Origin of the sequence: Micromonospora sp. WMMD812 (genome assembly GCF_027497215.1) — a bacterium.
GTDB lineage: Bacteria > Actinomycetota > Actinomycetes > Mycobacteriales > Micromonosporaceae > Micromonospora.
On the sequence record NZ_CP114904.1, the window covers coordinates 4,740,333 to 4,764,204 of the forward strand.

Genomic DNA, 23,872 nt, shown 5'->3' on the forward strand with positions numbered 1-23,872 from the left:
GATGGGGCTATCGGCGTGTCGGGAACGTCGACACAAAACTAGGGCTGTCTAGCCTCCACGCTAGACAGCCCTAGTTTTGGCTACGACTACCGCTCCTTGAGGCAGAGCACGTAGTCGAGCAGGTCGACCGTGTTGTCGTGCACGTAGTTCGCGGTGGCCTGCGGCGCCAGCGTGTCGCACCGGTCGCCGTCGGTGGTCGCCGGGATGCGCAGCAGCACCTCGTAGGTGTTCGGGCCGCAGGGCACCTTGCGCAGCTCGGCGTTGTCGTCCGTCCCGTCGTTGACCACGCAGTCGCCCCGGGCGTACTCCTCGTCGTCCTCGCTCGGACTCGGGGCCGCCGTGCTCGGCGCCGGCACGGCCGGGACGCTCACCGACGGGCCGGGGGTGGCGGTCGAGTCGGCGTCCGCCACCCGCCAGACGGCCCAGCCGACCAGCCCGACGCAGGGGCAGAGCAGGAGCAGCACCACCAGGGCGACGATCAGCGCGATCCGACCCCCGCTCCGCTTGGCCGGCGGTGCGGCCGGCGGCATCCCGTAACCGCCCGGCGCCGGCGGCGGAGCACCCCAATGGCCGGCGGTCGGGGCCGGCGTCGGCCCGGCGGGCGGGAACGGCCCGGGCGGGGACCCGGCGGTACCGCCGGCTGGCGGGTAGCCGGTCGGGCCGGCCGGCGGCGGATAGCCCACGCCGGACGTCGGCGGGGGCACGTATCCGGGTCCAGTCGGGGGCTGGCCCGCGCCGAACGGCGGCTGGGGCGGGTAGCCGGGCCCGGCCGGCGCCTGGCCCGCGCCGGTGGGCGGCGGCGGTGGGTAGCCGGCACCCGGAGTGGGCGGCGGGTAGCCGGCCGCCGGGGGTGGTGCCGGAGCGGCCGGGGGACCCCACATCGGCGCCGTCGGCGGCTCCGCGTCGGGTGCCGGCGGGCTCCACTGCGGCTGGGTGGGCGGCTCGGCGTTGGCCGCCGGCGCGGCCCACCGGGGTTGGGTCGGCGGCTCCTCGCCGGCCGGCGGCGGGGCCCACTGGGACTGAGTCGGCGGCTCCGCGCCGGCCGTGGGTGGGGTCGACTGGGGTTGGGGCGGCGGCTCGTCGCCCGAGCCGGCCGGAGTCGACTGCGGCTGGGTGGGCGGCTCGGTGTCGTCGGGCTGGCCGGAACCGGGTGGTCCGTAGGTCGTCATCTCATCCCCAGGAGTGCGTCGGTCAGCGCTGCTTCAGGCAGAGCACGAAGTCGAGCGTGTCCAGCTCGCTGTCGAAGAAGTACCAGTTGGTGTAGGCCTCGACCTTGGCGCACTTTGCCTCGGCGTCCTTCTCCCCGCTGGTGGCACCGTCGATGCGGCGCAGCACCTCGTACGTCTTCGGCGCGCAGTCACTGATCAGCAGCTTCGGCTTCCCACCGGCCGCGCCGTCGTTGCGGACGCACTGACCGACCTTGACGAACCGCGGGTCGGCCGACGACTCGGGCGCCGGGGCGCTCGGCACGTCCGTGGGCTCGTCCGCACCGGCGCTCGCGTCCGTGTCTCCGCCCGCGGCCGGCTGCTGGGTCGGCGCGGCCACCGGCGCCGGTTCGTCGCCGCCGCGCAGGACGAAGACGGTCGCCCCGCCGGCCAGCACGAGCAGCGCGAGAACCGCCAGCACCGCGATCAGCGGTCCGTGACCGCGCCGCTCGGGTGGCGGCGCGGGGTCAGCGGCGTAGGTCACCGAGGCGCCGGGATCCGGGTAGGAGGTGCCATACCCCGTCGCTCCGTGCGGGCCGCCGTAGGAGGGAACGGTGTCGTACCGCTGGCCGTCGTCGTACCGCTGGCCGTCGTCGTACCGGGGCGCGTCGCCGTAGTGGGGGCCACCGCCGTGGTGCGGGTGCTGGTCGTACCGCGGGCCCTCGTCGTAGCGCGGCCCCGGATCGGCCGAACGGTAGCCGGCCGGACTCTCGTGGCCGGGGTGCGTCGGATGGGACCGCTGCCCATTCCACGGGTCCGGGGAGCCGCCCCCCGGTGATCCGTAGTTCGCCATGCACGCCTCCTGCGTGAGTGGTGAGAGGCCGGCCACCAAGGCGGGACGCCGACGCCGAGGCCACCGTAGCGTGGACCAGCGATGAGCTCGACTCCGCCAAGTGCGTCCCGGTCTACCGGCCGGCCCGCCGGCCCCACCGCCACCGCCATCACGACCGACACCGCCCCGGCCCTGATCTGGACCGCGCTGATCCTGGTCTACGTGCTCTGGGGCTCCACCTACCTGGGCATCCGGATCGCGGTGGAGACCCTCCCACCGCTCGCCTCGGCCGCCGCCCGGTTCGCCGCCGCCGCCGCGGTCCTGGCGCTCGTGCTGCGGCTACGCCGAGGGCCCGGCGCGCTCCGGGTCGATCGGCGGCAGTTGGGCTCCGCCGCACTGGTCGGGGTGCTGCTGCTGGCCGGCGGCAACGGCCTGGTGGTGCTCGCCGAGTCGGGCCCGCCCGGGGTGGCGGTGCCCTCCGGGATCGCCGCACTGCTCGTCGCCACGGTGCCGCTGCTGGTCGTGCTGCTCCGCTCGGCCACCGGCGATCGGCCCCGGCTCTGGACGCTCGCCGGTGTCACCCTCGGCTTCGTCGGGCTGGTCCTGCTGGTGCTGCCGACCGGGGGGACCGACGGGGTGCCGCTCGCCGGTGCGCTCACCATCGTGGCGGGGGCGGCCAGCTGGTCGATCGGCTCGTTCCTCTCCGGACGTATCCGGATGCCCGACGACCCGTTCGTCGCCACGGTCTACGAGATGGTCGCCGGCGCGGTGGTGCTGGCCGTCCTCGCGGTCGGCCGCGGCGAGCTGACGGGCTTCGACCCGACCCAGGTCAGCATGCGCTCCTGGCTCGCGCTCGGCTATCTGATGGTCGCCGGTTCGCTGGTCGCGTTCACCGCGTACGTCTGGCTGCTGCACCACGCGCCGATCTCGCTCGTCGCGACGTACGCCTACGTCAACCCGGCCGTCGCGGTGGTCCTCGGTGCCGTGCTGGTCGCCGAGCCGATCACCGCGCAGGTGCTGCTCGGCGGCGCGGTGATCGTGGCCGGCGTGGCCCTCGTGGTGAGCACGGAGCGACCGCGCCGGCCGGGCGCCGGGGCCACGCCGGAGCCGGCGCGCCGGTAGCGTCCGGCCGGTGTCCGCCGGCCCGCTGACCGCCGTGACGGTGCTCGGCGTGCTGGTCGGTCTCGGCGTTCCCCGGCTCGCCCGGCGCGTCGCCACGGCCTCCCCGCCGGTCGCCAGGGCAGCGGCACCCGCGTTCGGGGGTGGAGTCACGGCCACCGCCGTGGCGACGGGTGCCGTCGTGTTCGGGGGCCTGGCCGGCGCGCTGAGCGCTGAACCCGTCCTGCCGGTGTTCCTCGCGCTGGCGGCGGTCGGGCTGGTCCTCGCCCTGGTCGATCTGGCCTGCCTGCGCCTGCCCGACCCGCTGGTCGGCCTGGCCGCGCTGATCGCCGGCGTCGGCCTGACCGGCGCCGCGCTGGTGGCCGGAACACCGGAGCGCCTGCTCGGCGCGCTGGGCGGCGCGGCGGTGGCGGGCGCGGCTCACGTGCTGGTCGCGCTGCTGCCCGGGTCGCGGCTCGGCTTCGGGGACGTGAAGCTCGCCGCCGTGCTCGGCCTGCCGCTCGGCTGGCTGGGCTGGCCGGCCCTGTGGCTCGGGCTGCTCCTGCCGCATCTGCTCAACGGCGTGCTGGTGCTCGCGCTGCTCGCCACCCGCCGCGTACGCCGGGACACCCCGCTGCCGTTCGGCCCGGCCCTCCTCGCCGGCGCCTGGCTCGCCACCCTCCTCGCCTGAGCGTGGATCCCGCCGCCCCCGCTCCGCCGACGCCAGGCCGCCGGGCTCAGATCAGCCGGAGCTGGCGGTCCTTGGGGCGGCGGGGTTCGGCCTCGCCGAACCGCTCGAACAGGCCCGGGTCGATGACGTCCAGGAACGGCGACGGGACGCACTCGCGTTCCGCGCCCTGACGGGAGCGGCGGGCCGCGTGGCTGACGTAGAGCCGGTCCTGGGCCCGGGTCAGTCCCACGAAGAAGAGCCGGCGCTCCTCGGCGACCGCGTCCTCGTCGGGGGTGGTACCCGGCCAGCGCAGCGGCAGCAGCCCGTCCTCGGCCCCGACCAGGAAGACCACCGGAAACTCCAAGCCCTTGGCCGCGTGCAGGGTGAGCAGGGTGACGGCCTCGGCCCGGGGGTCGAGCGCGTCCACCTCCGCGCCCGTAGCCAACTGGGAGAGGAAGAGCGGCAGGTCGTCGCCGCAGCGCCGGGCCAGCGGCGTGAGCAGGTCGACGGCCGCCCTGACCTCCTCCGGCCGGACCGCGCCCGAGCCGTCGAGGGTGGGCGCGGCGAACCGCTCGGCCAGCACCTGCCCGGTGAGCCGTACCCGGGCCGGCAGGCCACCCCCGAGGCCACCGGCGTGCCGCAGCTCGCGGGCGATCGCGGCCACCCCGGGGCGGTCCCGCAGCCGGTCGTGCGAGCGCTTCTGCACCGGGATGTTGGCCCGGGCGAGCGCGTCCACGATCGGCGCGGCCTGCGCGTCGGTGCGGTAGAGCACCGCGATGTCGGAGAAGGAGAGCGAGGTCGACCGGCCGTCGATCCGGCCGGAGTCCAGCGAACGGTGGGAGAGGCCGCCGACCAGCTCGTCGATGGTGCGTACCACGAAGTCGGCCTCGTCGGCGACGGACGCCGCGGGGTAGCGGCCGACCAGCGGGGCCTCCGGGTCGAGCCGGGCCGGATCCAACCGGCGGCCGCGGACCAGCGACGACGGCGCGATGGCCTGTACCGCGGCGGCCAGGATCGGCGCGGACGAGCGGTAGTTGCGGTTGAGCCGGACGAGCCGCGCGTCGGTGAAGTCCTGCGAGAAGCGCAGGAAGTAGCCGACGTCGGCGCCCCGGAACGAGTAGATGGCCTGGTCCGGGTCGCCGATCGCGCAGATGTTGCCGTCGGCGGGGCTCAGCAGGCGCAGCAGCTCGTACTGCACCGCGTCGACGTCCTGGTACTCGTCGACGAAGATCCAGCGCCAGCGCTCCCGGTAGCGCTCGACCAGCGCCCGGTCCTCGCGCAGCAGCTCCACCGGCAGGGTGAGCAGCTCGTCCAGGTCGACGAGGTCCTGCTTGCGCAGCAGCGCGGTGTAGGCCGTCGGGTCGTCGCCCGCCTCGGAGCGGGCCGCCGCCCGGTCGGCGTCGTCGGCGATCCGGAAGTCGGCCGGCAGCCCGACGGCGTCCGCGTTCTCCCGCAGGATGGTCAACCCGAGCGAGTGGAAGGTGCCGACGGTGACGTCCTCGGCGACCGGCCCCAGCAGGCCGTCGAGACGGTGCCGCAGCTCCTCCGCGGCGCGCCGGGTGAAGGTGATCGCCAGGCACTGCTCGGGGAAGACGTTCAGCTCGGCGCAGAGGTACGCGATCCGGTGGGTGAGCGTCCGGGTCTTGCCGGTGCCCGGGCCGGCCACGATGAGCAGCGGCCCGCCCGGCGCGGACGCGGCGACCCGCTGCATCGCGTCGAGCCGGTCCAGCAGGCCGGTGCCGACCTCCTCCATCCCGGCGAGCATCGGCTCGAACGGCTCGTGCGGCGAGGGTGGCGGGGCGATCGGGGGTGGGGGCGGCGGCGCGGACTTGCGCTTCGGCTCGGCCCGGGCCGGCGTCGGGCGCGCGGCCCGCGGCTTCGGCGCCGGCTCCGTGGGCTTCCGCGGCGCCGGCACCGGTACGTCGAACAGCGTCTCCGCCTGCGTCCCGGCCGACCTTCCGCGCAGCTCGGACGGGTCGAAGAGGGTGATCACGCCGTACTCGCCGTCGTAGCCGGGCACCCGGCGCACGTCGCCGCGGCGCAGCCGGCCGATGCCCTCGGCGAGCACGTCGCCGCCGACCCGGGCGAGGTCGTCGAGCGGAGTGCGGGTCAGGATCTCCAGCTCGGGGCCGAGCGCGGCGAGCAGGTCGTTGAGCCTTCCCTCGACCTTCTTGGCGCGGGCGCCCACACCGTTGAGCTCGCCGAGGATCTCGGCCAGCGGCACCAGGTGGGTCACCTCCCGCGCGTGTGCCGGTCGGTGTCCCGCCGGCCGGTCGGCCAACTCCTCGACCCGGCTGAGCACGCCGACGGTCAGCGGCTTGCCGCACTCCGGGCAGCGTCCGCCGGCTGCCCGGGTGCGCTCCGGGGCCCAGTTGACGCCGCAGAGCCGGTGGCCGTCCGCGTGGTACTTCCCCTCCTCGGGGAAGAACTCGATGGTGCCGGCGAGCCCGTCGCCGGTCCGCAGCGCGTCCCGGACGGCGAAGTAGTCCCGGGCGGTGGCGAAGATTGTCGCCTCCCGGGCCAACGCCGGCGGCGAGTGGGCGTCCGAGTTGGACACCAGCCGGTACGCGTCCAGGCTGCCGACCCGCCAGTTCATCTCCGGGTCGGAGGAGAGCCCGGTCTCCACCGCGAAGATGTGCTCGGCGAGGTCGGCGTAGCAGTCGGCGATCGCGTCGAAGCCGGACTTCGAGCCGAGCGCGGAGAACCACGGCGTCCAGATGTGCGCCGGCACGAGGTAGCCGTCGGGGCTGGCCTCGAGGGTGATCTCCAGGAGGTCCCGGGAGTCCAGGCCGAGAATCGGCCGGCCGTCGGAGCCGATGTTGCCGATCCGGCCGAGGGCGGTGTTGAACCGCTCCACCGCGTCCAGGTCGGGCAGGTAGATGAGGTGATGGACCTTGCGGGTCCGGTCGTCCCGCTTGTAGATCGTGGAGATCTCCACGCTGAGCATGAACCGGACCGGATCGCTCTCGGCCTCGCTCGCCAGCCGGGGCGGCAGCCGGCGGGCGATGTCCCGCTCCGCCCCCGGGCTGAGCCGGTAGAGGCCGGGTTCCGCCGGGCGCAGCGTCTCGCGCAGGTGGTCGTACCAGGCGGGGTGGGTGAAGTCGCCGGTCCCGAGCAGGCCGATGCCCTTGCGCCGGGCCCACCAGCCGAGGTTGGGCAGGGTGAGGTCACGGCTGCACGCGCGGGAGTACTTCGAGTGGATGTGCAGGTCCGCGACGAACGGCGGGAGACCACCGGGGGGTACGGCGCTGAACGGAGGCACGCCGCATCCTGTCACGCCCGGCCGGGGACCCGCCCGTCGCCACGCACACACGTGACCCGCGCAATGCGCGGCCGTGTCACGGAGTCCGGAGCTCCACGAGGGTGATCTGCGGGTTGGCGCCGACCCGGACCGGCGGGCCCCAGAAGCCCGCGCCGTTGGTGACGTAGACCTTGGTGCCGTCCACCTCGCCCAGCCCGGAGACGACCGGCTGCTCCAGCCGGACCGCGAGGTCGAACGGCACCATCTGGCCGCCGTGGGTGTGCCCGGACAGCTGCAGGTCGACGCCGAACTTCGCGGCCTCCACCGCGGCGACCGGCTGGTGGGCGAGCAGCACCACCGGCCGGGACGGGTCGCGGTCGCCGAGCGCGGCGGCGTAGTCCGGGCCGGCGTCGGCGCCCAGTTGGTCTCCGGACGGGTCGTTCACTCCGGCCAGATCCAGCACGCCGCCCCGGGCGGCGATCTCCAGCCGCTCGTTCTGGAGCACCCGCAGGCCGAGGCGGTCCACCTCCCGCACCCACTCCTCCACCCCGGAGTAGTACTCGTGGTTGCCGGTGACGAAGAAGCTGCCGTAGCGGGACCGCAGGTCGCGCAGTGGAGCCGCGGCCTCGCCCAGCTCCGCCACCGAGCCGTCGACCATGTCGCCGACCACCGCGACCAGGTCGGCGTCGAGCCGGTTGATCGCGGCGACGATGCGTTCGGTGTGGCTCCGGCCGAGCAGCGGCCCGAGGTGGATGTCGGAGACGGTGGCGATGCGCAGGCCGTCCATGCTCCGCGGCAGCTTGGCCAGCGGAATGCGTACGCGGTCCAGCTGCGGCGGGCCGAAGGCGGTGCGGACGCCGTACCCGGTGATACCGGCGGCCGTGAGCCCGGCGAAGATGGCGGCCCCGCGGGCGAGCAGCAACCGGCGGGACCGGTCGTGGTCGGGCTGTTCGACCGCGTCGGCGGCGGGCGGGTCGGCGGGCCCGGCGGCGCCGACCAGCACCGGCTCGGGCGCGGCGGCGGTGGACTCGGCGGAGAGCACCCGGCGGCGCAGGACCAGCCGGGCCACCAGCATCGGCACCTCCAGGGCCACGAGCAGCACCAGGAGGTAGAACATCAGCGCGAGCCAGAGATACCCCGGCCAGGCGAGCCAGTGCAGTTTGGCCCGGGTGCCGGTCAACGCGGCCGGGATGAGGAGCGCGAGCACCGCGGCGGTGATGCCGCCGATCCGGCGCCACCGACCCGGCGTGGTGGTGTCCCGCACCAGCCGCTTCCACAGGTAGAGGTGGATCAGGCCGGTGATCAGGGCGATCACGCCCACGAACGCCAGAGCCGACAACACGTGCGCCTCCCTCAGCCACCCGCGAAGGGGGGCAGGACATCGATCGTGGCCCCGGCCGGCAGCGGTGTCCGACGATCATGACAGGTCACGCCGTCGACCAGGAAGCTCGCCACCCGCAGCACGGCCGCGAGCCGATCGCCGTGCCGTCCGGCCAGCTCCGCCCTGAGGTCGTCGAGTGACGGCCCGGCGGGCACGGCCTCCTCGCTCCGGCCCGCGGCGGCCCGGGCGCCGGCGAAGTAGCGGACGGTGAGCGGCGCCGCGGCGGGGGGCCGCGGTGTCGGGTCGGTCACGGTCACCCTCCGATGGCCGACATGGGTCGGGTGGGTTGCAGGAAGGTCGGATCGTCGATGCCGTGGCCGGCCCGCTTGCCCCACATCGCGCGGCGCCACCGGTCGGCCAGCCCGTCGTCGTCCACCCCGCCACGTAGCGCGCCGCGCAGGTCGGACTCCTCGGTGGCGAAGAGGCAGGCGCGCACCTGGCCGTCCGCCGTGAGCCGGGTGCGGTCGCAGTCGCCGCAGAAGGGGCGGGTGACGCTGCCGATCACGCCGACCCGGGCCGGGCCGCCGTCGACCAGCCAGGTCTCGGCCGGTGCCGATCCCCGGTCCGCCGGATCGGCACGCAGGTCGAACTCCCGCCGCAGCGACGAGAGGATCTCGTCGGCGGTGACCATGGCCGCCCGGTCCCAGCCGTGCTGCGCGTCCAGCGGCATCTGCTCGATGAACCGCAGCTCGTAGCCGTGGTCGAGGGCGAAGCGCAGCAGCGCCGGCGCGTCGTTCTCGTTGACCCCGCGCATCAGCACGCTGTTGATCTTCACCGGGGTGAGGCCGGCGGCCGCCGCCCCGGCCAGCCCGGCCAGCACGGCGTCGAGCCGGGGACGGCGGGTGAGCTCGGTGAACCGGGCCGGGTCCAGGGTGTCGAGGGAGACGTTCACCCGGTCCAGGCCGGCGGCGCGCAGCGCCGGGGCGAGCCGGTCCAGGCCGATGCCGTTGGTGGTCAGCGAGATGGTGGGTCGCGGTTCGAGCGCGGCCACCGCCGTGACGATGCCGGCCAGCCCCGGGCGGATCAGTGGCTCGCCCCCGGTGAATCGCACCTCGGTCACGCCGAGCCGCTCCACGGCGACCCGGACCAGCCGGACCACCTCGTCGTCGGTGAGCAGCTCAGGCCCGGCCAGCCAGGGCAGCCCCTCGGCCGGCATGCAGTACGTGCAGCGCAGGTTGCACTTGTCGGTCAACGAAACCCGGAGGTCCCGGGCGACGCGGCCGTAACGGTCGACGAGGACGCCGTCGGTCGGGTGGGCGACGCTCACCTGTCGACGGTAGCGCGCCCGACGCCGTTCAGGGCGGCTCGGGCGGCCCGGTCGACCGCATCGCGGTACGCGGAGCCGAACAGTGCGGTGTGCACCAGCAGCAGGTGCAGTTGGTGCAGCGGCACCCGATCCCGCCATCCGTCGGCCAGTGGCCAGGCCTCCTGGTAGGCGCCCAGGATCCGGTCCAGGTAGGGCGCGCCGCCGAAGAGCCCCAACTGGGCGAGGTCGGTCTCCCGGTGCCCGCCGTGCGCGGCCGGGTCGACCAGCCAGGCCCCGCCGTCGGCGGCCCAGAGCACGTTGCCCGGCCACAGGTCACCGTGGATCCGCGCCGGCGGCTCGTCCCCGCCGAACTCGGCGATCCGGTCGATCACCTCCTCGACGAGGCCGATCCCGGAGGCGGTGAGCGCCCCGTTCGCCGCCGAACGGTCCAGGTACGGCGTCAGCCGCCGGCGGGCGAACCACCGCGACCACGGGCCGTCGTCCGGCGTGTTGTCCTGCGGCAGCGCGCCGATGAACCCGGTCCAGTCCGCTCCGAAGGCCGGCGCGCCGGCCCGGTGCAGCGCGGCCAACTCCCGGCCGAACCGCTCGGCCGCCTCCGGGCCGGGTTCGCCGGGCTCCACCCACTCGAGGGCGAGCAGATCCGGCAGCGCCACGATCACCTCGGGCACCCGCACCGCGTCGGCCGTACGCAGCCAGCGCAGCCCCGCCTCCTCGGCGGCGAAGAAACCGTCCGGCGCCGGTTGCCCGGCCCGCTCGGGCCAGGTCTTGGCGAAGACCGAGTGCCCGTCGTCGAGCGTGAGCCGGGACGCGGCGCAGATGTCTCCGCCGGAGACGGGCGTCTCGCGGATCCGCTGGTGGGTCAGGAAGGTCGGCAGCTGAGCCGGATGCGCGCGCAGGTACGCGAGGTCCATCAGCGCACGGTAACGCCTCGCACCGACCGCCACGGGAATCCCGGAGCGCCGCCTCCGCGCGGTGGGCCGTCCCGGGCGCGACGCTCTCGGAACGGGGCCCGACGGTAGCGGCCTGAGCAGGGGAAACACGCTGCGTGACTGTGGACAACCCGCGTGTCGTCCACAGGGGCAGCCGGGCGCGCCCGTCCGGCCGCAGGCTGCGAGCATGACCTCGACCGACCGCCCCCGGCTCGTCGTCCGCTCACCCGCCGACCTGCTCGCCGCCGTGCCGTACCTGCTCGGCTTCCATCCCGCCGACAGCGTGGTCGTGGTGGCGCTGCGCGGCCGGTAGATCATCTTCGCGGCGCGCGCCGACCTGCCCGATCCCGCCGACCCGGCCGGCCCGGCCCGGCACCTCGCCGGCGTCGTCCACCGGCAGCACGCCGACGCCGCCACCGTGGTCGGCTACGGGCCCGCGGTGCGGGTGACGCCGGCCGTGGACGCGGTACGCGAGGCGTTGACGGAGGCCGGCCTGGTCCTGCTCGACGCGCTCCGGGTCACCGACGGTCGGTGGTGGTCCTACGTGTGCACCGAGGCCGGCTGCTGCCCGCCGACGGGCCGGCCATACGACCCGGACGCCAGCCAGGTGACCGCCTCCGCGATCTTCGCCGGGCAGGTGGCGTTGCCCGACCGGGCTGCCCTGGCCGCACAGGTGGCCCCGGTGGAGGGCCCGGCCCGGCTGGCCATGCGCCGGGCCACCGCCGACGCCGAGCGGCGGCTGGTGCGCCTCGTCGAGTCCTCCGCCGGCGACCGGCCGGGTGGACGCGCGCTGCGCGCCGCCGGGGTGGCGGCGGTACGCGACGCGCTGCGCCGCCAGCGCCGGGGCGAGCGGCTCGGCGACGCCGAGGTCGCCTGGCTCAGCCTGCTCCTGACCCACCTGCCGGTACGCGACCACGCCTGGGAACGCACCGACGGGCGGGACCGCGACATCGCCCTCTGGACGGACGTGCTGCGCCGGGCCGAGCCGGAGCTGATCGCCGCCCCGGCCTGTCTCCTGGCCTTCGCCGCCTGGCGGGCCGGTCAGGGCGCGCTCGCGGCGGTCACGCTCGAACGCGTGCTCGCCGCGCACCCGGACTACTCGCTCGCGCTGCTCCTGGACGACCTGCTCCGCCGGGGCGTACCGCCGTCGGAGCTGGACGGCTGGCCGGCGGTGGGACTGCCCGGCGTCGTGCGCCGCCGGCGTGGCCGCCGCACCGCCCGCTGACCGGCGTTGCACGGTCCGTTGAGAATGGTCGGATGCCGCTACTCCCCTCCGTGGTCCGATGAGCGTCGGCCTGCTGCTGTCGCTCGCCGGGCTGGCGCTGATCGACAGCACCAGCATCGGCACGTTGTTCATCCCGATCTGGCTGCTGCTCACTCCGGGGCGGGTCAGCGTCCGGCGGATCCTGGTCTACCTCGGCACGATCGCCGCGTTCTACTTCGCGGTCGGGGTTTTGCTGGTCTGGGGCGGCACCCGGCTGGCCGACGCGCTGGGCGGCGCGCTGGACCAACGGCCGGTGCTGTGGGCGCAACTCGCGCTCGGGGTGGCGCTCTTCGCGCTCAGCTTCCGCTACGACGGCAAGCGACGGCGCGGCTCGGGCGGCATCCTGCGCTGGCGGGACCGGGCCACCTCCGGGGATTCCTCGGCCCGGTGGCTGATCGCGCTGGCGCTGCTCGCCGCGCTGGCCGAGGTGGCGACGATGCTGCCCTACCTCGGCGCGGTCAGCCTGCTGGCCACGGCCGACCTCGACGGCCCGGCCGTGGCGGCGCTGCTCGCCGGATACTGCGTGGTCATGGTGGTGCCGGCGCTGCTGCTGCTGGCCGCCCGGGTGGCCTTCCCGGCGCGGGTCGAGCCGCTGCTGGGCTGGCTGAACCGGTGGATCACCGAGAAGGCGGGCAGCGCGCTCGGCTGGGTCCTCGGCATCGCCGGCTTCCTCGTCGCCCGCGACGCCGCCCTGCGCCTGGGGCTGTTCGACCGGTTCAGTCAGTGACCACCCGCTGCGGGCCGGCGTAGACGTTCATCGTCCGGCCGCGCAGGAAGCCGACCAGCGTCATCCCGGCCTCCTCGGCCAGGTCGACGGCGAGGCTGCTCGGCGCGGACACCGCCGCGAGCAGGGGCACCCCGGCCATCCACGCCTTCTGGGTCAGCTCGAAGCTGGCCCGGCCGGAGACCAGCAGGAGGTGCCCGGCCAGCGGCAGCCGGCGTTCCCGGACCGCCCAGCCGATCACCTTGTCGACGGCGTTGTGCCGGCCGACGTCCTCGCGCAGCACCACCAGCTCTCCGTCCGCGGCGAACAGGCCCGCCGCGTGCAGACCACCGGTGCGGTCGAAGCCGCGCTGCGCCGCACGAAGCCGGTCCGGCAGCTCGGTCAGCAGCGCGGCCGGCACGGCGATCGGGTCGCCGTCGACCGCGAAGAGGGAGCGGGTGCGGACCGAGTCGATGCTGGCCTTGCCGCACACCCCGCACGAGCTGGTGGTGTAGAAGTTCCGGGCCGGGTCGGTGGTCGGCTCCGGCACGCCGGGGGCGAGCACCACGTCCACCACGTTGTACGTGTTCGGCGTCTCCCCGCCCGCGCAGAGCTGAGCGGTGTGCACGTCGTCCGTCGACCGGATCAGCCCCTCGGTCAGCAGGAACCCGATGGCCAGGTCGAGGTCGTCACCGGGGGTGCGCATGGTCACCGCGAGCGGCCGGCGCCGGCCCGGCCCCGCCGCGCCGACCCGGATCTCCAACGGCTCCTCGACGGCGAGGGTGTCCGCCCGACGGACCGACGTGCGGCCATCGGCCCCCGCGTCGAGGTCGATCCGGAGTACGCGCCGTCGGTCAGTCGCCCGTCCCATCCCGCCATCCTGCACCCCGCGCCGGGGCGTCCGCACGGCTACCGTGGCCGGGTGGGGACGTACGCGGCGGTGGTGCTCGCGGGCGGCGCGGCCCGCCGGATGGGCGGGGTGGACAAGCCCGCCCTGCCGGTCGGCGGCCGACCGATGCGTGACCGGGTGCTGGCCGCCGTCGACGACGCCGCACCGCGGATCCTCGTCGGTCCGGCCGACGAGGTCCCGCCCGGCGTGCGGGTCACCCGGGAGGAGCCGCCGGGCGGTGGGCCGGTGGCGGCCGCCGCGGCCGGGCTGGCCCTGCTCGACCCGGGTGCGACCGTGGTCGCCCTGCTCGCCGGCGATCTGCCGCTGCTCACCGCCGGGGCGATGGGTGTCCTGCGGCGCGAGCTGGCCCGACCGGGCGCCGACCAGAGCGTCTGCGACGGGGTCTGCTACGTCGACTCCGGCGGGCGGCGGCAGACGCTCTGCGGGGTGTGGCGGGTGTCCGCGCTGCGCGCCGCCCTGGACCGGCTCACCGCCGCGCGGGGCGGGACGCTCGCCGGCGCGTCCGTCCGCGCTCTGCTCGCCGAGCTGACCGTCCGGACGGTGAGCTGGTCCGGCGAGGGCCCGCCACCGTGGTTCGACTGCGACACTGACCAGGACGTACGCCGGGCGGAGGAGTGGGCGCGATGACGGTGATGGACGACTGGGTCACGGCGGCCTGCGCGGAGTTGGGCCTCGACCCGACCGCGGTTCCGGTGCCGGCCGTGCTCGACCTGGCGAAGGACGTCGCCCATCAGGTGCTCCGCCCCGGCGCGCCGGTCTCCGCGTACCTGCTCGGGCTGGCCGTCGGCCGCGGCGCCGAGCCGTCGGCCGCCGCGGCGCGGCTCAGCGCGCTCGCCGCGACCTGGCCGGTCGAGCTGGGCGCCGATCCCGCGGATCCGGCCGCCTCCTGATCCGCCGCGGTCTGACCCGCCGCCCCAGCCCGTCGCGCCCCGGACCGCTGCGCCCCTGGTACGGGGCGTCTCTGGCACGGGCGCCCCTGGCACGTAGCGCCGCCGCCGTCGTGTCTCGTGGGCGCGAGGGTGCGCTCCTCGGCGTGTCGGGCGTCGGGTGGGGAAGGACCGCGAGCGTTATGACGGAGAGGCAAAAATATGCCTCTCCGTCATAACGCTCGTCGAGGAATCAGGCGCCACCCGGGCGTACCGGCGGGTTGCCGCATCGCCGGCGGCCACCGCTGTCCGATCACGGTCGGCCCTGATTCGACGCGGGGGCTCCGTGGGTAGGGTGACCTTGACGGACGGAGGCGATCATGACGGCAGACCACCCCTCGGCGCGGACAGAACCGCCCGGCGGCGTGCCCACCCCGCCGGAGCACCCGGAGTCGATCCTGCTCGACGAGCCGAGCACCGCCGACCTGCGGGCCAAGGTGACCCAGGCGTGGCAGGAGTTCGCGCGCGCCCTCGCCGCGCGGTTGCCGGCGCTGCCCACCGGGGCGCACGTCGAGCTGACCCTCGACCCGACCGCCTCCGGCACCGGCGACGCCGTCTACTCGATCGGGGTGGACGTGGGCGCGGACGGTCGGCTCTCCGCACGCGCCGTGGGCAACGCCAGCCTGCCGCAGGGCTACCGGCTGGACCGGGCCTCGGTGGCGGACATGATCGCGCTCGGCTGGTCGCCGCCCGGCGTCCTCGAGGGCCCCCGCGAGTACTTCGGCCTGGAGGGCACGACGGCCGAGCCGACCCGGATCGCCGCCCTGCTCTCCCGGACCCTGCGCGACGTCTACGGCGCGCCGCACCCCGCCTTCCTCGTCTACCTGATCCACGACGCCGAGGGGGAGTCGCTGCCGGGGGAGCCGCTGGGCACCGCCCGCAGCGAGTTCGGCCCGGACAGCGACGTCGAGGCCGACCTGGACGAGGCGCTGGCCGAGGCGGCCACCGCCGAGCCGGAGCAGGACGGCGTGCTGGCGCTGGAGGACCGGGTTCGGACCGTCGTGTCCGCCATGCTCAAGTCCGACTCCGACCGGCTCCAGGTCGACTCCGACGGGGACATCAACATCCGGGCCGGCTCGGCGATGGTCTTCGTCCGGGTACGCGACAACCCGCCGCTGGTCGACGTCTTCTCCCCGGTGCTCACCGAGGTCGAACCGACCGAGCGGCTCTACGTCCGGCTCTCCGAGCTGACCAACCGGATGCCGATCGGCCGCCTCTACTGCGCCGACGACACGGTCTGGGCGTCCATCCCCGTCTTCGGCCGCAACTTCCAGGCCACCCACCTGATGCTGGCCGTGCAGGTGATGACCGGGCTCGCCGACGAACTGGACGACCGGCTGCACGGCGAGTTCGGCGGCAAGCGGTTCTTCGGCGAGGGCGACAAGCCGGTCCGCCGCGACGAGGGCGAGCACCGCACCGGCATGTACCTCTGACGTCGAGGTCGGCCGTCGCTCATCCGGACGCCCTGAGGCGAGCTTCAGGTGAAGCGGGTGGAGCCCGGAAGCCCCGAACGACCGGGCCCCACCCGCGGGGAGGGAGAGTCAGGTCGAGGGGAGCCAGGCGAGGTTCCGCGCGGTGGCGGCGTCGCTGGCCCGCAGGCCGGCGTCGGAGACAGTCCAGAGCGTGTCGCCGACCAGCAGTGACCGGGTGACCGGCGCCGCGCCGTCGCCCGGGTGGTTCACCGTGCCGATCTCGGTGATGCGCGCGGCGGTGACCCGCAGCAGCCGTACGCCGGCGTCGACCGGCAGGGCGACCAGACCGGTCTCCGGCTGGTGCAGGAAGGCGTGCGGGTCGAACTCCACCGCCGAACTGGCACCGGGCACGTGGTAACGGTGCAGCCGGAGCGGTCGCGCCGGGTCCCGGACGTCGAACAGCGAGACCTGCAGCCCTCGTACCCGGCCGCGGTTGTCGGCCTCCTGCCCCACGCCCAGCAGCCGGCCGAACGGCAGCGGGTGCAGGTACGCCGAGTACCCGGTGATCTTCAGCTCGCCGGTGACCCGGGGCGCGGTCGGGTCGGTCAGGTCCAGCGTGTAGAGCGGATCGGTCTGGCGGAACGTCACCACGTGACCGGTGGCACCGAGGAAGCGCACCGAGTAGATGCGCTCACCCCGACCCAGCCCGGTGACCGCGCCGACCTGCTCCAGCGTGCCGTCCCGTCGGCCCAGCACGTACACCCCGGACTCGGAATCCCGCCCGCGGCCCCAGGTCTCGCCGAGGGTGGTCGCCACCCGCAGGCGCCCCTGCCACTCGGAGAGCGCGTACTGGTTGATCAGGGAGCCCGGGACGGTGCCGCTGGCCAGGTAGCGGGGCCGGCCCGGCGCGGTGAGGTCGAACTGGTGGATCACCGTGGTCGCCCGGCCGGCCGGGCGACCCTCCCAGATCGGGCCCGCCCGTCCGGCGGTCAGGCCGCCCGCCAGCCAGAGGTTCGCGGCGGTGCCGTAGACGGTGGTGGCGTCGGCGGCGACGCCGACCGGATCGCCGTCGCCGAGCCGGTCCGCGGTCAGGTCGAAGCTGAGCAGGGTCAGCACGGAGGTGCCGATGGCGTCGTCCGGCCTGCTGAGCCGGTCGCAACCCAGCCGGCCGGCGTGCCGCCGCTCACCCGCGGTCCACTCGTACGCCGGTAGCCAGGCCTCGATTCCCGCGGCCGCGACCACCGCCCGGTTGGCCGCGGTCCGCTCGGCGTCGGTGGCCTTCTCGTCGTACGGGAAGACGAACTGGGGGTGGGAGCGCACGACCACCCGCGCCGTGGTGCCGGTCTGCCGGGCGTCGACCAGGCTCCCGTCGATCCGGTACGTGCCGAGCACGACGGGGGCTCCGGCGAGGTCGATCAGGGTCAGCTGGGCGCCGTCCGCCCTCGGTCTGTCCTTCGTCAGCGCGGGCAACATGTTGCCGGTGCCGGTCAGCACGAGCGCCCGGTCGCCGAGCAGCAGCAGGCTGCGTTCGGCGTACCGGTCCGGTGAGCCGATCTCGGTGAGGTCGAGCCGCCCGGTGGTTCGTCGGGTGGCCGGGTCGACCACCCGCAGCACGCCCTCGGTGACCGTCACGATCCGCCGGCCGTCGGTCTTGACCAGGTCCGGCTCGTCCGCTCCGGCCTCGTGGACGTTCGTGGTCGAGTGCTCGGGAGTCGCCGTCGTCGCAGTGGCCTCCCGCTCCCCCGCCAGGTCCTTCGGCAGCGCGACGCCGGTGCGCCAGCCGTCGCCGAAGCCCCACGGGCCGACCTCGGCGGCGGTGGCAGCCCGCAGCCCGGCCAGAGCCTCGTCGCAGGAGGTGTAGGAGACCAGCCGGGCGGGTTCGGCCCACTGCGCGGCCGGGGCGGCCGTGGTGTCCGGCGCCGCCGGCGCGGGTCCGGTCGCGGGTGGCAGTCCGCTGCCGGCCAGCAGGGTGAGCGCGGCCAGCGTGGCGGCCGCGGCGATCGGAAGTCCCCGAGTCATGGCCGGTTCGACGGGCGGACAGCGGCCCGGGTTCCCGAACGGCCGGCCGGAGCCACCGGTACGCCGCCCAGGTCGGCCCGTCAGGCCGAGGCCGCGTCGGCGGGCGACGGCCGACTGTCGGTGCGATTGTGCGGGGCGGGCGCCCGGTCAGCCGGCGGACGGGCCGACGCCGGGCGACTCCACCAGGCGGGAGAGCACGATCGTGCTCCGGGTGGAGGTCACGAAGGACTCGGCCCGCAGGCGCTCCAGGGCCGCCTCCAGGTGCGCGATGTCGGCGGCCCGCAGGTGCACGAGCGCGTCGGCCTCCCCGGAGACCGTGTAGGCGCCGACCACCTCCGGGTGCCGGCGGGCCGCCGCGCCGATCTGCGCCGGGGTGGTCCGACCGGCGCAGAAGAGCTCGACGAACGCCTCCGTGGTCCAGCCGACCGCGGCCGGGTCGACGACGGCGGTGAATCCCCGGATCACGCCGGCGGCGCGCAGCCGATCGACCCGTCGCTTGACGGCGGGGGCGGAGAGTGACACCCGGGTGCCGATGTCGGCGTACGAGGCACGGGCGTCCGCGACGAGCAACGCAATGATCCGCTGGTCAACGGCGTCTATCTGCAACGTTCCGCCTCTGGGAAGCAATGGTTGTGGCTGTTACCAAAGTTCCACGATACCTACCCTTGGTGACCGTGAACCAGCAGCGAGTGCCGCGAAAGCGGACATATCTCATGTGCTCCCCCGAGCACTTCGCGGTCGAGTACGCGATCAACCCGTGGATGGACGTCACCACCCCGGTCGACCCGGCGCTGGCCGTGAAGCAGTGGGACCGGCTGCGGGAGACCCTGGTCGGCCTCGGCCACGAGGTGCACCTGCTCTCCCCCGAGCGGGGCCTGCCGGACATGGTGTACGCCGCCAACGGCGCGTTCGTGGTGGACGGCACCGTCTACGGCGCGCGGTTCAAGCACGAGCAGCGGGCCGCCGAGGCCGCGGCGCACCGGGCGTTCTACGAGTCGCGGGGTTGGCGGTTCGTCGCACCGAGCGAGACCAACGAGGGCGAGGGCGACTTCGCGTACCTGCCCGAGGCGCACGGCGGCCTGATCCTCGCCGGCCACGGTTTCCGCACCGAGCTGCCGGCGCACGCCGAGGCGCAGGAGGCGCTTGCCCGGCCGGTGGTCTCGCTGCACCTGGTCGACCCGCGGTTCTACCACCTCGATGTGGCGCTCGCATCGATCGACGACGGAAACATCGTCTACTACCCGGGCGCCTTCTCGGTGGCCAGCCAGAAGGTGCTCGCCCAGCTCTTCCCGGAGGCCGTGGTCGCCGACGACGAGGACGCGCTGGCCTTCGGCCTGAACCTGGTCAGCGACGGGCTGAACGTGGTGCTCAACACCGAGGCGACCCGGCTGGCCGGGAAGCTGAAGGCGGCCGGCTACCACCCGGTGCCGGTCGAGCTGGCCGAGCTGAAGAAGGGCGGCGGCAGCGTGAAGTGCTGCATCGCCGAACTGCGCCATTGACCTGGCCCGACGCCGGGCGTACGGCCAGGGGCCGGCCTCCGTCGCGGAGGCCGGCCCCTGGTGTCTCGTTCGTCAGTGGCGCCCGTCGAGGGGCGTCGGAGCGCCGCTCAGCCCAGCGTGGCCAACTCGTTGATCAGGACGTTCGACATCACCTGGCCGTCGCGCTGCACCTGGCGCAGGTACCACTTCTGCTGCGGCGTACGCGGCTGGTTGAACTGCCAGATGCCGCGCGGGCTGTCGATCTGCCCGAGCTTGCCCAGCGCCAGGTTGACCTGCTGCGGGTCCGGCTTGTCGCCGGCCAGGCCGATCGCCTGGTGCAGCACCTGCGCCGCGTCGTACGACGCCATGGCGTAGGTGGTGGGCGAGACGTTGTGCTTCTTCCGGTACGCGGAGGCGAACACCCGGTTGGCCACGTTGTTCAGGTCGGCCGAGTAGTTCAGCGCGGTCTGAATGTTGAGCGCGTCGTTCTTGAGGCTGTCCAGCGCGGTGCCCTCGGTGAGGAAGCCCGGGGCGTAGATCGGACCCCGGTAGCCCTCGTTGCGCAGCTGCTTGACGAACTCGACGCCCGCGTCGCCGGCGAAGAAGCAGAAGACCGCCGTCGGCCTGCGGTTGAGCGCCGTGCGGATGTCCTGCACGAACGCGGTCTTGCCGGGGTTGGTGGCCGCGGTGGTCAGGACGACCGGGTCCGCGATGCGCGGGTCGCTGCTGCCGAACTCCTGCCGGAAGCCGCGCACCACGTCCGGTCCGCCGACGTTCTCCGGGATGATCATCGCCACCCGGCTGTTCGCCGGCAGGTGGTCCTTGAGGTGGCGGCCGAGCGCCCGGCCCGCCTCGTCCAGCACGTACGAGGTGCGCCAGATGTAGACCACGCTCTGCAGGCTGCTCGGCGAGGCGTTCGACCCGATCAGCGGCACCTTGGCCTGCTCGACCATGTCCCGGATGCCGAGCATCACGGCGGAGTTGACCACGCCTGTCAGGGCGAGCACGTCCTGGTTCAGCAGGCCGTCGACCGCCGCCTGGCCGGTCTTCGCCGTCTCGCCCTCGTCGGCTGTGATGAGCGTCACCGGGTGCCCGCCGAGCTGCTGGTCGTGCAGGTCGAGGAAGAGCTGGAACCCGTTGGTGATGTCCTCACCGATCGCCTTGAACCCGCCGGCCTGGGGGGCGATGAGGCCGATCTTGATGGGGCTCTTCGGGCTGGCCGCCGGTTGGCCCTCGGTGTCGTCGCCGCACGCCGCGACGAGTCCGGTGGTACCGAGCGCGGCCAGCAGTTGGAGCGCCCGCCTGCGGTTCATCTGCGACACCGAGATCCTTCCGAGGAGTGTTGCAGGGCGGTACGCCCCTCCGGCGTTCTACCTGGTCGGCGACGCTGCGTCAATTGGCGAGTGATCATCGTGTAAGGACTGCAACACATCCACGACCACCGGCCAGGCCGCAGATTCGGGGTCGATAAGCCCGAAATGCTCGCATTCCGGTAGGTCAATCAGGGTGATATCGGAGCCTGCGGCGCGAGCCGCGCTGACGAAGTCCCGGCTCAGGTCCACCGGTACCTGCCGGTCCATCGCGCCATGGACGACTACCGTCCGTGTCCGTATCGGTACCAACGTCCGTGGATCCGCGATCGCGTACCGGTCCGGGAAATCCGTCGGACCCCCGCCGAGCAGCGCGGCCACCGCGCCGTCGTCCAGGTCCCGGCGGTACGCCTCCGCCAGGTCCGCCACCGGGGCGAGCGCGAGCACGCCGCCGACCCCGGCCGGGGCGGTCCCGGCGACGAAGAGCGCCAGCTGGCCACCGGCCGAGTGGCCGACCAGGATCGGCGCGGCGGCGGACACCCGACCGGGCATCGCCTCGGCGGCCAGCCGAGGCAGCTGGGTCACGCCGGTCAGCACGTCGGTGAGGGTGCTCGGCCAGCCACCCCCGGGCTGCCCGGTACGCCGGTACTCCAGCTGGGCCACCGGGTAGCCGAGGCCGGCCAGGGCGGCCGCGAGCGGGCCGGTGTGTCGCCGGTCGTACTCCGCCCGCCAGAAGCCCCCGTGCACCACCACGACCAGGGGGCGGGACGATCCGGGACCGGCCGGGAAGCGCAGGTCGGCGATCTGGTCCGGGTGATCGCCGTACGCGACGGTGCGGTCGGGCTCGGGGGCGGGCCGGCTGAGCACGGCCCGCGGGTCGGCGGACATGGCGCGACGGTAGCGCGACCCGCTCGGGTGGTTGCGGTCCGGTGGTCGGTCCCGGCGAGCATGCGTGCGCGCCGCTGGGTAAAGATGGATCCCATGACCGAAGCGCGCTTCGCTGGACAGAACGACGAGCCGGGCCACGAGGACTCGGGTCACCCCGGCACCGTGGTGGTGGTCGGCCCGGACGGCCGGCCGGTCGGCACCGTGCAGACCGACGAGGGGCAGGGCGAGGACCCGACCCGACTCGTCGAGCAGCCGGCCAAGGTGATGCGGATCGGCAGCATGATCAAGCAGCTGCTCGAGGAGGTGAAGGCGGCCCCGCTGGACGACGCCAGCCGGAACCGGATGCGGGAGATCCACGAGCGGTCGATCGTCGAGCTGAAGGAGGGCCTCGCGCCGGAGCTGCGCGAGGAGCTGGAGCGGATCTCGCTGCCCTTCACCGAGGAGGGCGCGCCCAGCGAGGGAGAGCTGCGGATCGCCCACGCCCAGCTGGTCGGCTGGCTGGAGGGGCTGTTCCACGGCATCCAGGCCGCGCTGGTCGCCCAGCAGATGGCCGCCCGGGTGCAGTTGGAGCAGATGCGCTCGGGCCGGCAGGCGCTGCCGAGCGGGCCCGGCGGGGTGGTGCCCGGAATGCCGGGCATGGGGCAGCCGTCGGGCGAGGGGCACAGCACCGGGCAGTACCTCTGAGCCGTCCGCCGCGCCAGCGGCGCGGCGGACGCGGTCAGCCCACGTCGAAGATCTTCTCCAGGTACGCCGCCACGCCGTCCTCGGAGTTCGCCGCGGTCACCTCGTGCGCGATCTCCAGGACGCCGCGGTGCGCGTTGGCCACGGCCACCGCCCGGCCGGCCCAGGCCAGCATCGGCACGTCGTTGGGCATGTCGCCGAAGGCCAGCACGTCCTCGGCGTCGACGCCGAGCCGGGCGCAATACCACGCCAGCCCGGCCGCCTTGGTCACCCCGGCCGCGGAGATCTCCACCAGCCCGGAGTAGGACGAGTGGGTGGCCTCGGCGAGGCCTTGCAGCGCCCCGGCGACCAGCTCGACGAAGGCGTCCGGATCCTGCTCGCCGGCCCGGGCGAGCAGCTTCACCGCCGGCGCGGCCAGCAGCTCCTCGGGCGTCTCGACCGCGCGGATCGCGTCGTGGTCGGCGTCCCAGCGCAGCGGATAGTGCGCCTCGTGCCGCATCTGCCGGCTGTCGGTGATCTCCACCGCGAAGCTGATCCCGGGCACCTCGGCACGCAGTCGCCGGGCCACCTCGGCGAGCAGCTCCGGCGCCAGCGGGTCGGCCCGCAGCACCTCGTCGTTCACCGGGTCGTAGACCACCGCACCGTTCGCGCAGACCGCCGGCAGTGGCTCGGCCAGCTGCTCGTACACCATCCGGAGCCAGCGGATCGGGCGGCCGGTGACCAGAACGACCGGCGTGCCCCGCGCGGCGATCCGGGCCAGCACCCCGGCGGTTCGCGGGCTCAGCGTCCGGTCGTCCCGGAGCAGCGTGCCGTCGATGTCGGTGGCGACCAGGCGTGGCGTCTCTCCCATCACCGGGAGAGTAGTCGGTCCAGGTAGACGGCCACCCCGTCGTCGTCGTTGCGCAGGGTCACCTCGTCGGCGGCGGCACGGACCGTGGGGTGGGCGTTGGAGACCGCCACCCGGGACCATCCGGCCCACGCGAACATCGGCAGGTCGTTCGGCATGTCGCCGAAGACCAGCACGTCGCCCGGGTCGACGCCGAGGGTCTGCGCCACCACGGCCAGCCCGGTTGCCTTGTCCACGCCGGGCGGGCAGATCTCCACGAACCCGAGCCCGGCCTGGGTGAGCGTGGCCACCTCCGACGGCACGATCCGGCGGGCCACCTCGAGGAGTTCGTCCACGTGATGGTCGGCCGTACGCGCGAACGCCTTGATCACATCGGTGGAGAGGCACTCGGCGCGGGTCCGTGCCTCGAACCGGTCCTGGTAGGGCCAGCTCGGGTGGTAGTCGCCCCAGAGTGGCGCGTCGTGCTCGTCCGACGCCTCCACCATCACGGTCAACGGACCGACCTCGGCCTCCAGGTCGGCGAGCAGGCGGGCGAGCACCTCGGCGGGCAGCCGCTCGTCGCGGAGCACCACCGGACCGGCCGGGTCGCTCTGGTCGACCACCCGCCCGCCACCGGCCATCACCAGGAAGTCGGCGGCGCGGATGTCGTTGCGGGTCAGCTCGGTCAGCCGGGGGCCACGGCCGGTGGCGCCGACCACCGGGATCCCGGCGGCCCGCACCCGGTCGAGCACCCCGTGCGTGTACGCGGAGACCGTGTCGTCGCTGCGGACGAGCGTCCCGTCGAGGTCGGTGGCGATCAGCTTGGGCAGTCCCGGGCGGGTCATGGTTCCTCCTTCGCCCGCCGCCGTCGCAGCCAGCCGTTTCAGTGGTC

Annotated in this window: 22 protein-coding genes and 1 pseudogene; 9 read left to right on the top strand and 14 right to left on the bottom strand. The window is 74.5% G+C overall.

What is annotated here, in order from left to right; all coding sequences use genetic code 11:
• Positions 1-86 precede the first annotated feature (86 nt).
• Positions 87-482 (bottom strand): hypothetical protein, encoded by a 396-nt coding sequence (locus tag O7603_RS33070; RefSeq protein WP_348651084.1) that lies wholly within the window; start codon positions 480-482, stop codon positions 87-89.
• Positions 483-1,191: 709 nt separating this feature from the next.
• Positions 1,192-1,626 carry a hypothetical protein gene (locus O7603_RS21845; protein ID WP_281576758.1) on the bottom strand — a complete coding sequence of 145 codons (435 nt, stop codon included), beginning with the start codon at positions 1,624-1,626 and terminating at the stop codon, positions 1,192-1,194.
• A 453-nt stretch (positions 1,627-2,079) separates the two neighbouring features.
• On the opposite strand from O7603_RS21845, the gene O7603_RS21850 reads away from it, so the two are divergent.
• Together O7603_RS21850 and O7603_RS21855 are read left to right on the top strand one after the other, a co-directional pair.
• Entirely contained in the window at positions 2,080-3,099 is a 1,020-nt protein-coding gene (locus O7603_RS21850) for an EamA family transporter (protein WP_281571664.1), read from the top strand.
• A gap of 10 nt (positions 3,100-3,109) precedes the next feature.
• Entirely contained in the window at positions 3,110-3,766 is a 657-nt protein-coding gene (locus O7603_RS21855; RefSeq protein ID WP_281571665.1) for an A24 family peptidase, read from the top strand.
• A gap of 46 nt (positions 3,767-3,812) precedes the next feature.
• Here the strand turns inward: O7603_RS21855 and O7603_RS21860 are convergent, their stop codons facing one another.
• From O7603_RS21860 to O7603_RS21880, 5 genes are all read right to left on the bottom strand, one after another.
• Positions 3,813-7,007 (bottom strand): UvrD-helicase domain-containing protein, encoded by a 3,195-nt coding sequence (locus O7603_RS21860; protein ID WP_281571666.1) that lies wholly within the window; start codon positions 7,005-7,007, stop codon positions 3,813-3,815.
• A 76-nt stretch (positions 7,008-7,083) separates the two neighbouring features.
• Entirely contained in the window at positions 7,084-8,328 is a 1,245-nt protein-coding gene (locus O7603_RS21865; RefSeq protein WP_281571667.1) for a metallophosphoesterase, read from the bottom strand.
• 11 nt (positions 8,329-8,339) lie between these two features.
• Positions 8,340-8,618: a MoaD/ThiS family protein gene (locus O7603_RS21870; RefSeq protein WP_281571668.1), complete on the bottom strand. Its 279-nt coding sequence runs from the start codon at positions 8,616-8,618 to the stop codon at positions 8,340-8,342.
• A 2-nt stretch (positions 8,619-8,620) separates the two neighbouring features.
• Positions 8,621-9,634, bottom strand: a complete 1,014-nt coding sequence (moaA, locus tag O7603_RS21875) for a GTP 3',8-cyclase MoaA (protein WP_281571669.1) — start codon at positions 9,632-9,634, stop codon at positions 8,621-8,623.
• Positions 9,631-10,545 (bottom strand): fructosamine kinase family protein, encoded by a 915-nt coding sequence (locus O7603_RS21880; protein WP_281571670.1) that lies wholly within the window; start codon positions 10,543-10,545, stop codon positions 9,631-9,633. The genes moaA and O7603_RS21880 overlap by 4 nt, the downstream gene beginning before the upstream one ends.
• A gap of 205 nt (positions 10,546-10,750) precedes the next feature.
• On the opposite strand from O7603_RS21880, the pseudogene O7603_RS21885 reads away from it, so the two are divergent.
• Positions 10,751-11,788: pseudogene (locus tag O7603_RS21885) on the top strand (DUF4192 domain-containing protein).
• A gap of 58 nt (positions 11,789-11,846) precedes the next feature.
• A complete protein-coding gene (locus O7603_RS21890; protein WP_281571671.1) occupies positions 11,847-12,554 on the top strand; it encodes a GAP family protein in 708 nt (235 codons plus the stop codon).
• Here the strand turns inward: O7603_RS21890 and fdhD are convergent.
• Positions 12,544-13,401: a formate dehydrogenase accessory sulfurtransferase FdhD gene (gene fdhD, locus O7603_RS21895; protein WP_281571672.1), complete on the bottom strand. Its 858-nt coding sequence runs from the start codon at positions 13,399-13,401 to the stop codon at positions 12,544-12,546. The two genes, O7603_RS21890 and fdhD, sit on opposite strands and share 11 nt — an antisense overlap.
• A 6-nt stretch (positions 13,402-13,407) precedes the next feature.
• Between fdhD and O7603_RS21900 the strand changes: the two genes are divergently transcribed.
• From O7603_RS21900 to O7603_RS21910, 3 genes are all read left to right on the top strand, one after another.
• The gene (locus tag O7603_RS21900; protein ID WP_281576759.1) at positions 13,408-14,067 is read left to right on the top strand and encodes an NTP transferase domain-containing protein; all 660 of its coding nucleotides are present in this window, start codon (positions 13,408-13,410) and stop codon (positions 14,065-14,067) included.
• Positions 14,064-14,330, top strand: coding sequence for a DUF6457 domain-containing protein (locus tag O7603_RS21905; protein ID WP_281571673.1), 267 nt, complete (start codon positions 14,064-14,066; stop codon positions 14,328-14,330). The genes O7603_RS21900 and O7603_RS21905 overlap by 4 nt, the downstream gene beginning before the upstream one ends.
• Positions 14,331-14,686: 356 nt before the next feature.
• The gene (locus O7603_RS21910; RefSeq protein WP_281571674.1) at positions 14,687-15,799 is read left to right on the top strand and encodes a hypothetical protein; all 1,113 of its coding nucleotides are present in this window, start codon (positions 14,687-14,689) and stop codon (positions 15,797-15,799) included.
• Positions 15,800-15,907: 108 nt separating this feature from the next.
• On the opposite strand, the gene O7603_RS21915 is transcribed toward O7603_RS21910, so the two are convergent.
• Both O7603_RS21915 and O7603_RS21920 read right to left on the bottom strand, forming a co-directional pair.
• On the bottom strand, positions 15,908-17,797 hold the full coding sequence (locus O7603_RS21915; protein ID WP_281571675.1) for a beta-propeller domain-containing protein: 1,890 nt from the start codon (positions 17,795-17,797) through the stop codon (positions 15,908-15,910).
• A gap of 147 nt (positions 17,798-17,944) precedes the next feature.
• The gene (locus tag O7603_RS21920; protein ID WP_281571676.1) at positions 17,945-18,403 is read right to left on the bottom strand and encodes an Lrp/AsnC family transcriptional regulator; all 459 of its coding nucleotides are present in this window, start codon (positions 18,401-18,403) and stop codon (positions 17,945-17,947) included.
• A gap of 59 nt (positions 18,404-18,462) precedes the next feature.
• Between O7603_RS21920 and ddaH the strand changes: the two genes are divergently transcribed.
• Positions 18,463-19,296 (top strand): dimethylargininase, encoded by an 834-nt coding sequence (gene ddaH / locus O7603_RS21925; protein ID WP_348651029.1) that lies wholly within the window; start codon positions 18,463-18,465, stop codon positions 19,294-19,296.
• Between the two features lie 107 nt (positions 19,297-19,403).
• On the opposite strand, the gene O7603_RS21930 is transcribed toward ddaH, so the two are convergent.
• A complete protein-coding gene (locus O7603_RS21930; protein WP_281571677.1) occupies positions 19,404-20,597 on the bottom strand; it encodes an ABC transporter substrate-binding protein in 1,194 nt (397 codons plus the stop codon).
• Positions 20,598-20,645: 48 nt separating this feature from the next.
• Positions 20,646-21,473 carry an alpha/beta hydrolase gene (locus tag O7603_RS21935; protein WP_281571678.1) on the bottom strand — a complete coding sequence of 276 codons (828 nt, stop codon included), beginning with the start codon at positions 21,471-21,473 and terminating at the stop codon, positions 20,646-20,648.
• Between the two features lie 84 nt (positions 21,474-21,557).
• Between O7603_RS21935 and O7603_RS21940 the strand changes: the two genes are divergently transcribed.
• A complete protein-coding gene (locus tag O7603_RS21940) occupies positions 21,558-22,157 on the top strand; it encodes a bacterial proteasome activator family protein (protein ID WP_281571679.1) in 600 nt (199 codons plus the stop codon).
• Positions 22,158-22,191: 34 nt separating this feature from the next.
• Here O7603_RS21940 and O7603_RS21945 read toward each other — a convergent pair whose 3' ends face one another.
• Together O7603_RS21945 and O7603_RS21950 are read right to left on the bottom strand one after the other, a co-directional pair.
• Positions 22,192-23,004 carry an HAD family hydrolase gene (locus O7603_RS21945; protein WP_281571680.1) on the bottom strand — a complete coding sequence of 271 codons (813 nt, stop codon included), beginning with the start codon at positions 23,002-23,004 and terminating at the stop codon, positions 22,192-22,194.
• A complete protein-coding gene (locus O7603_RS21950) occupies positions 23,004-23,825 on the bottom strand; it encodes an HAD family hydrolase (protein WP_281571681.1) in 822 nt (273 codons plus the stop codon). The genes O7603_RS21945 and O7603_RS21950 overlap by 1 nt, the downstream gene beginning before the upstream one ends.
• Positions 23,826-23,872 lie beyond the last annotated feature (47 nt).

What these genes read in the sequence shown, in the direction of transcription:
- O7603_RS21850 (WP_281571664.1), top strand. Translation starts at nt 2,080, where the DNA reads ATGAGCTCGACTCCGCCAAGTGCGTCCCGGTCTACCGGCCGGCCCGCC.
- O7603_RS21880 (WP_281571670.1), bottom strand. Translation starts at nt 10,545, where the DNA reads ATGGACCTCGCGTACCTGCGCGCGCATCCGGCTCAGCTGCCGACCTTC.
- O7603_RS21890 (WP_281571671.1), top strand. Translation starts at nt 11,847, where the DNA reads ATGAGCGTCGGCCTGCTGCTGTCGCTCGCCGGGCTGGCGCTGATCGAC.
- fdhD (WP_281571672.1), bottom strand. Translation starts at nt 13,401, where the DNA reads ATGGGACGGGCGACTGACCGACGGCGCGTACTCCGGATCGACCTCGAC.
- O7603_RS21905 (WP_281571673.1), top strand. Translation starts at nt 14,064, where the DNA reads ATGACGGTGATGGACGACTGGGTCACGGCGGCCTGCGCGGAGTTGGGC.
- O7603_RS21910 (WP_281571674.1), top strand. Translation starts at nt 14,687, where the DNA reads ATGACGGCAGACCACCCCTCGGCGCGGACAGAACCGCCCGGCGGCGTG.
- O7603_RS21915 (WP_281571675.1), bottom strand. Translation starts at nt 17,797, where the DNA reads ATGACTCGGGGACTTCCGATCGCCGCGGCCGCCACGCTGGCCGCGCTC.
- O7603_RS21935 (WP_281571678.1), bottom strand. Translation starts at nt 21,473, where the DNA reads ATGTCCGCCGACCCGCGGGCCGTGCTCAGCCGGCCCGCCCCCGAGCCC.
- O7603_RS21940 (WP_281571679.1), top strand. Translation starts at nt 21,558, where the DNA reads ATGGATCCCATGACCGAAGCGCGCTTCGCTGGACAGAACGACGAGCCG.
- O7603_RS21945 (WP_281571680.1), bottom strand. Translation starts at nt 23,004, where the DNA reads ATGGGAGAGACGCCACGCCTGGTCGCCACCGACATCGACGGCACGCTG.
- O7603_RS21950 (WP_281571681.1), bottom strand. Translation starts at nt 23,825, where the DNA reads ATGACCCGCCCGGGACTGCCCAAGCTGATCGCCACCGACCTCGACGGG.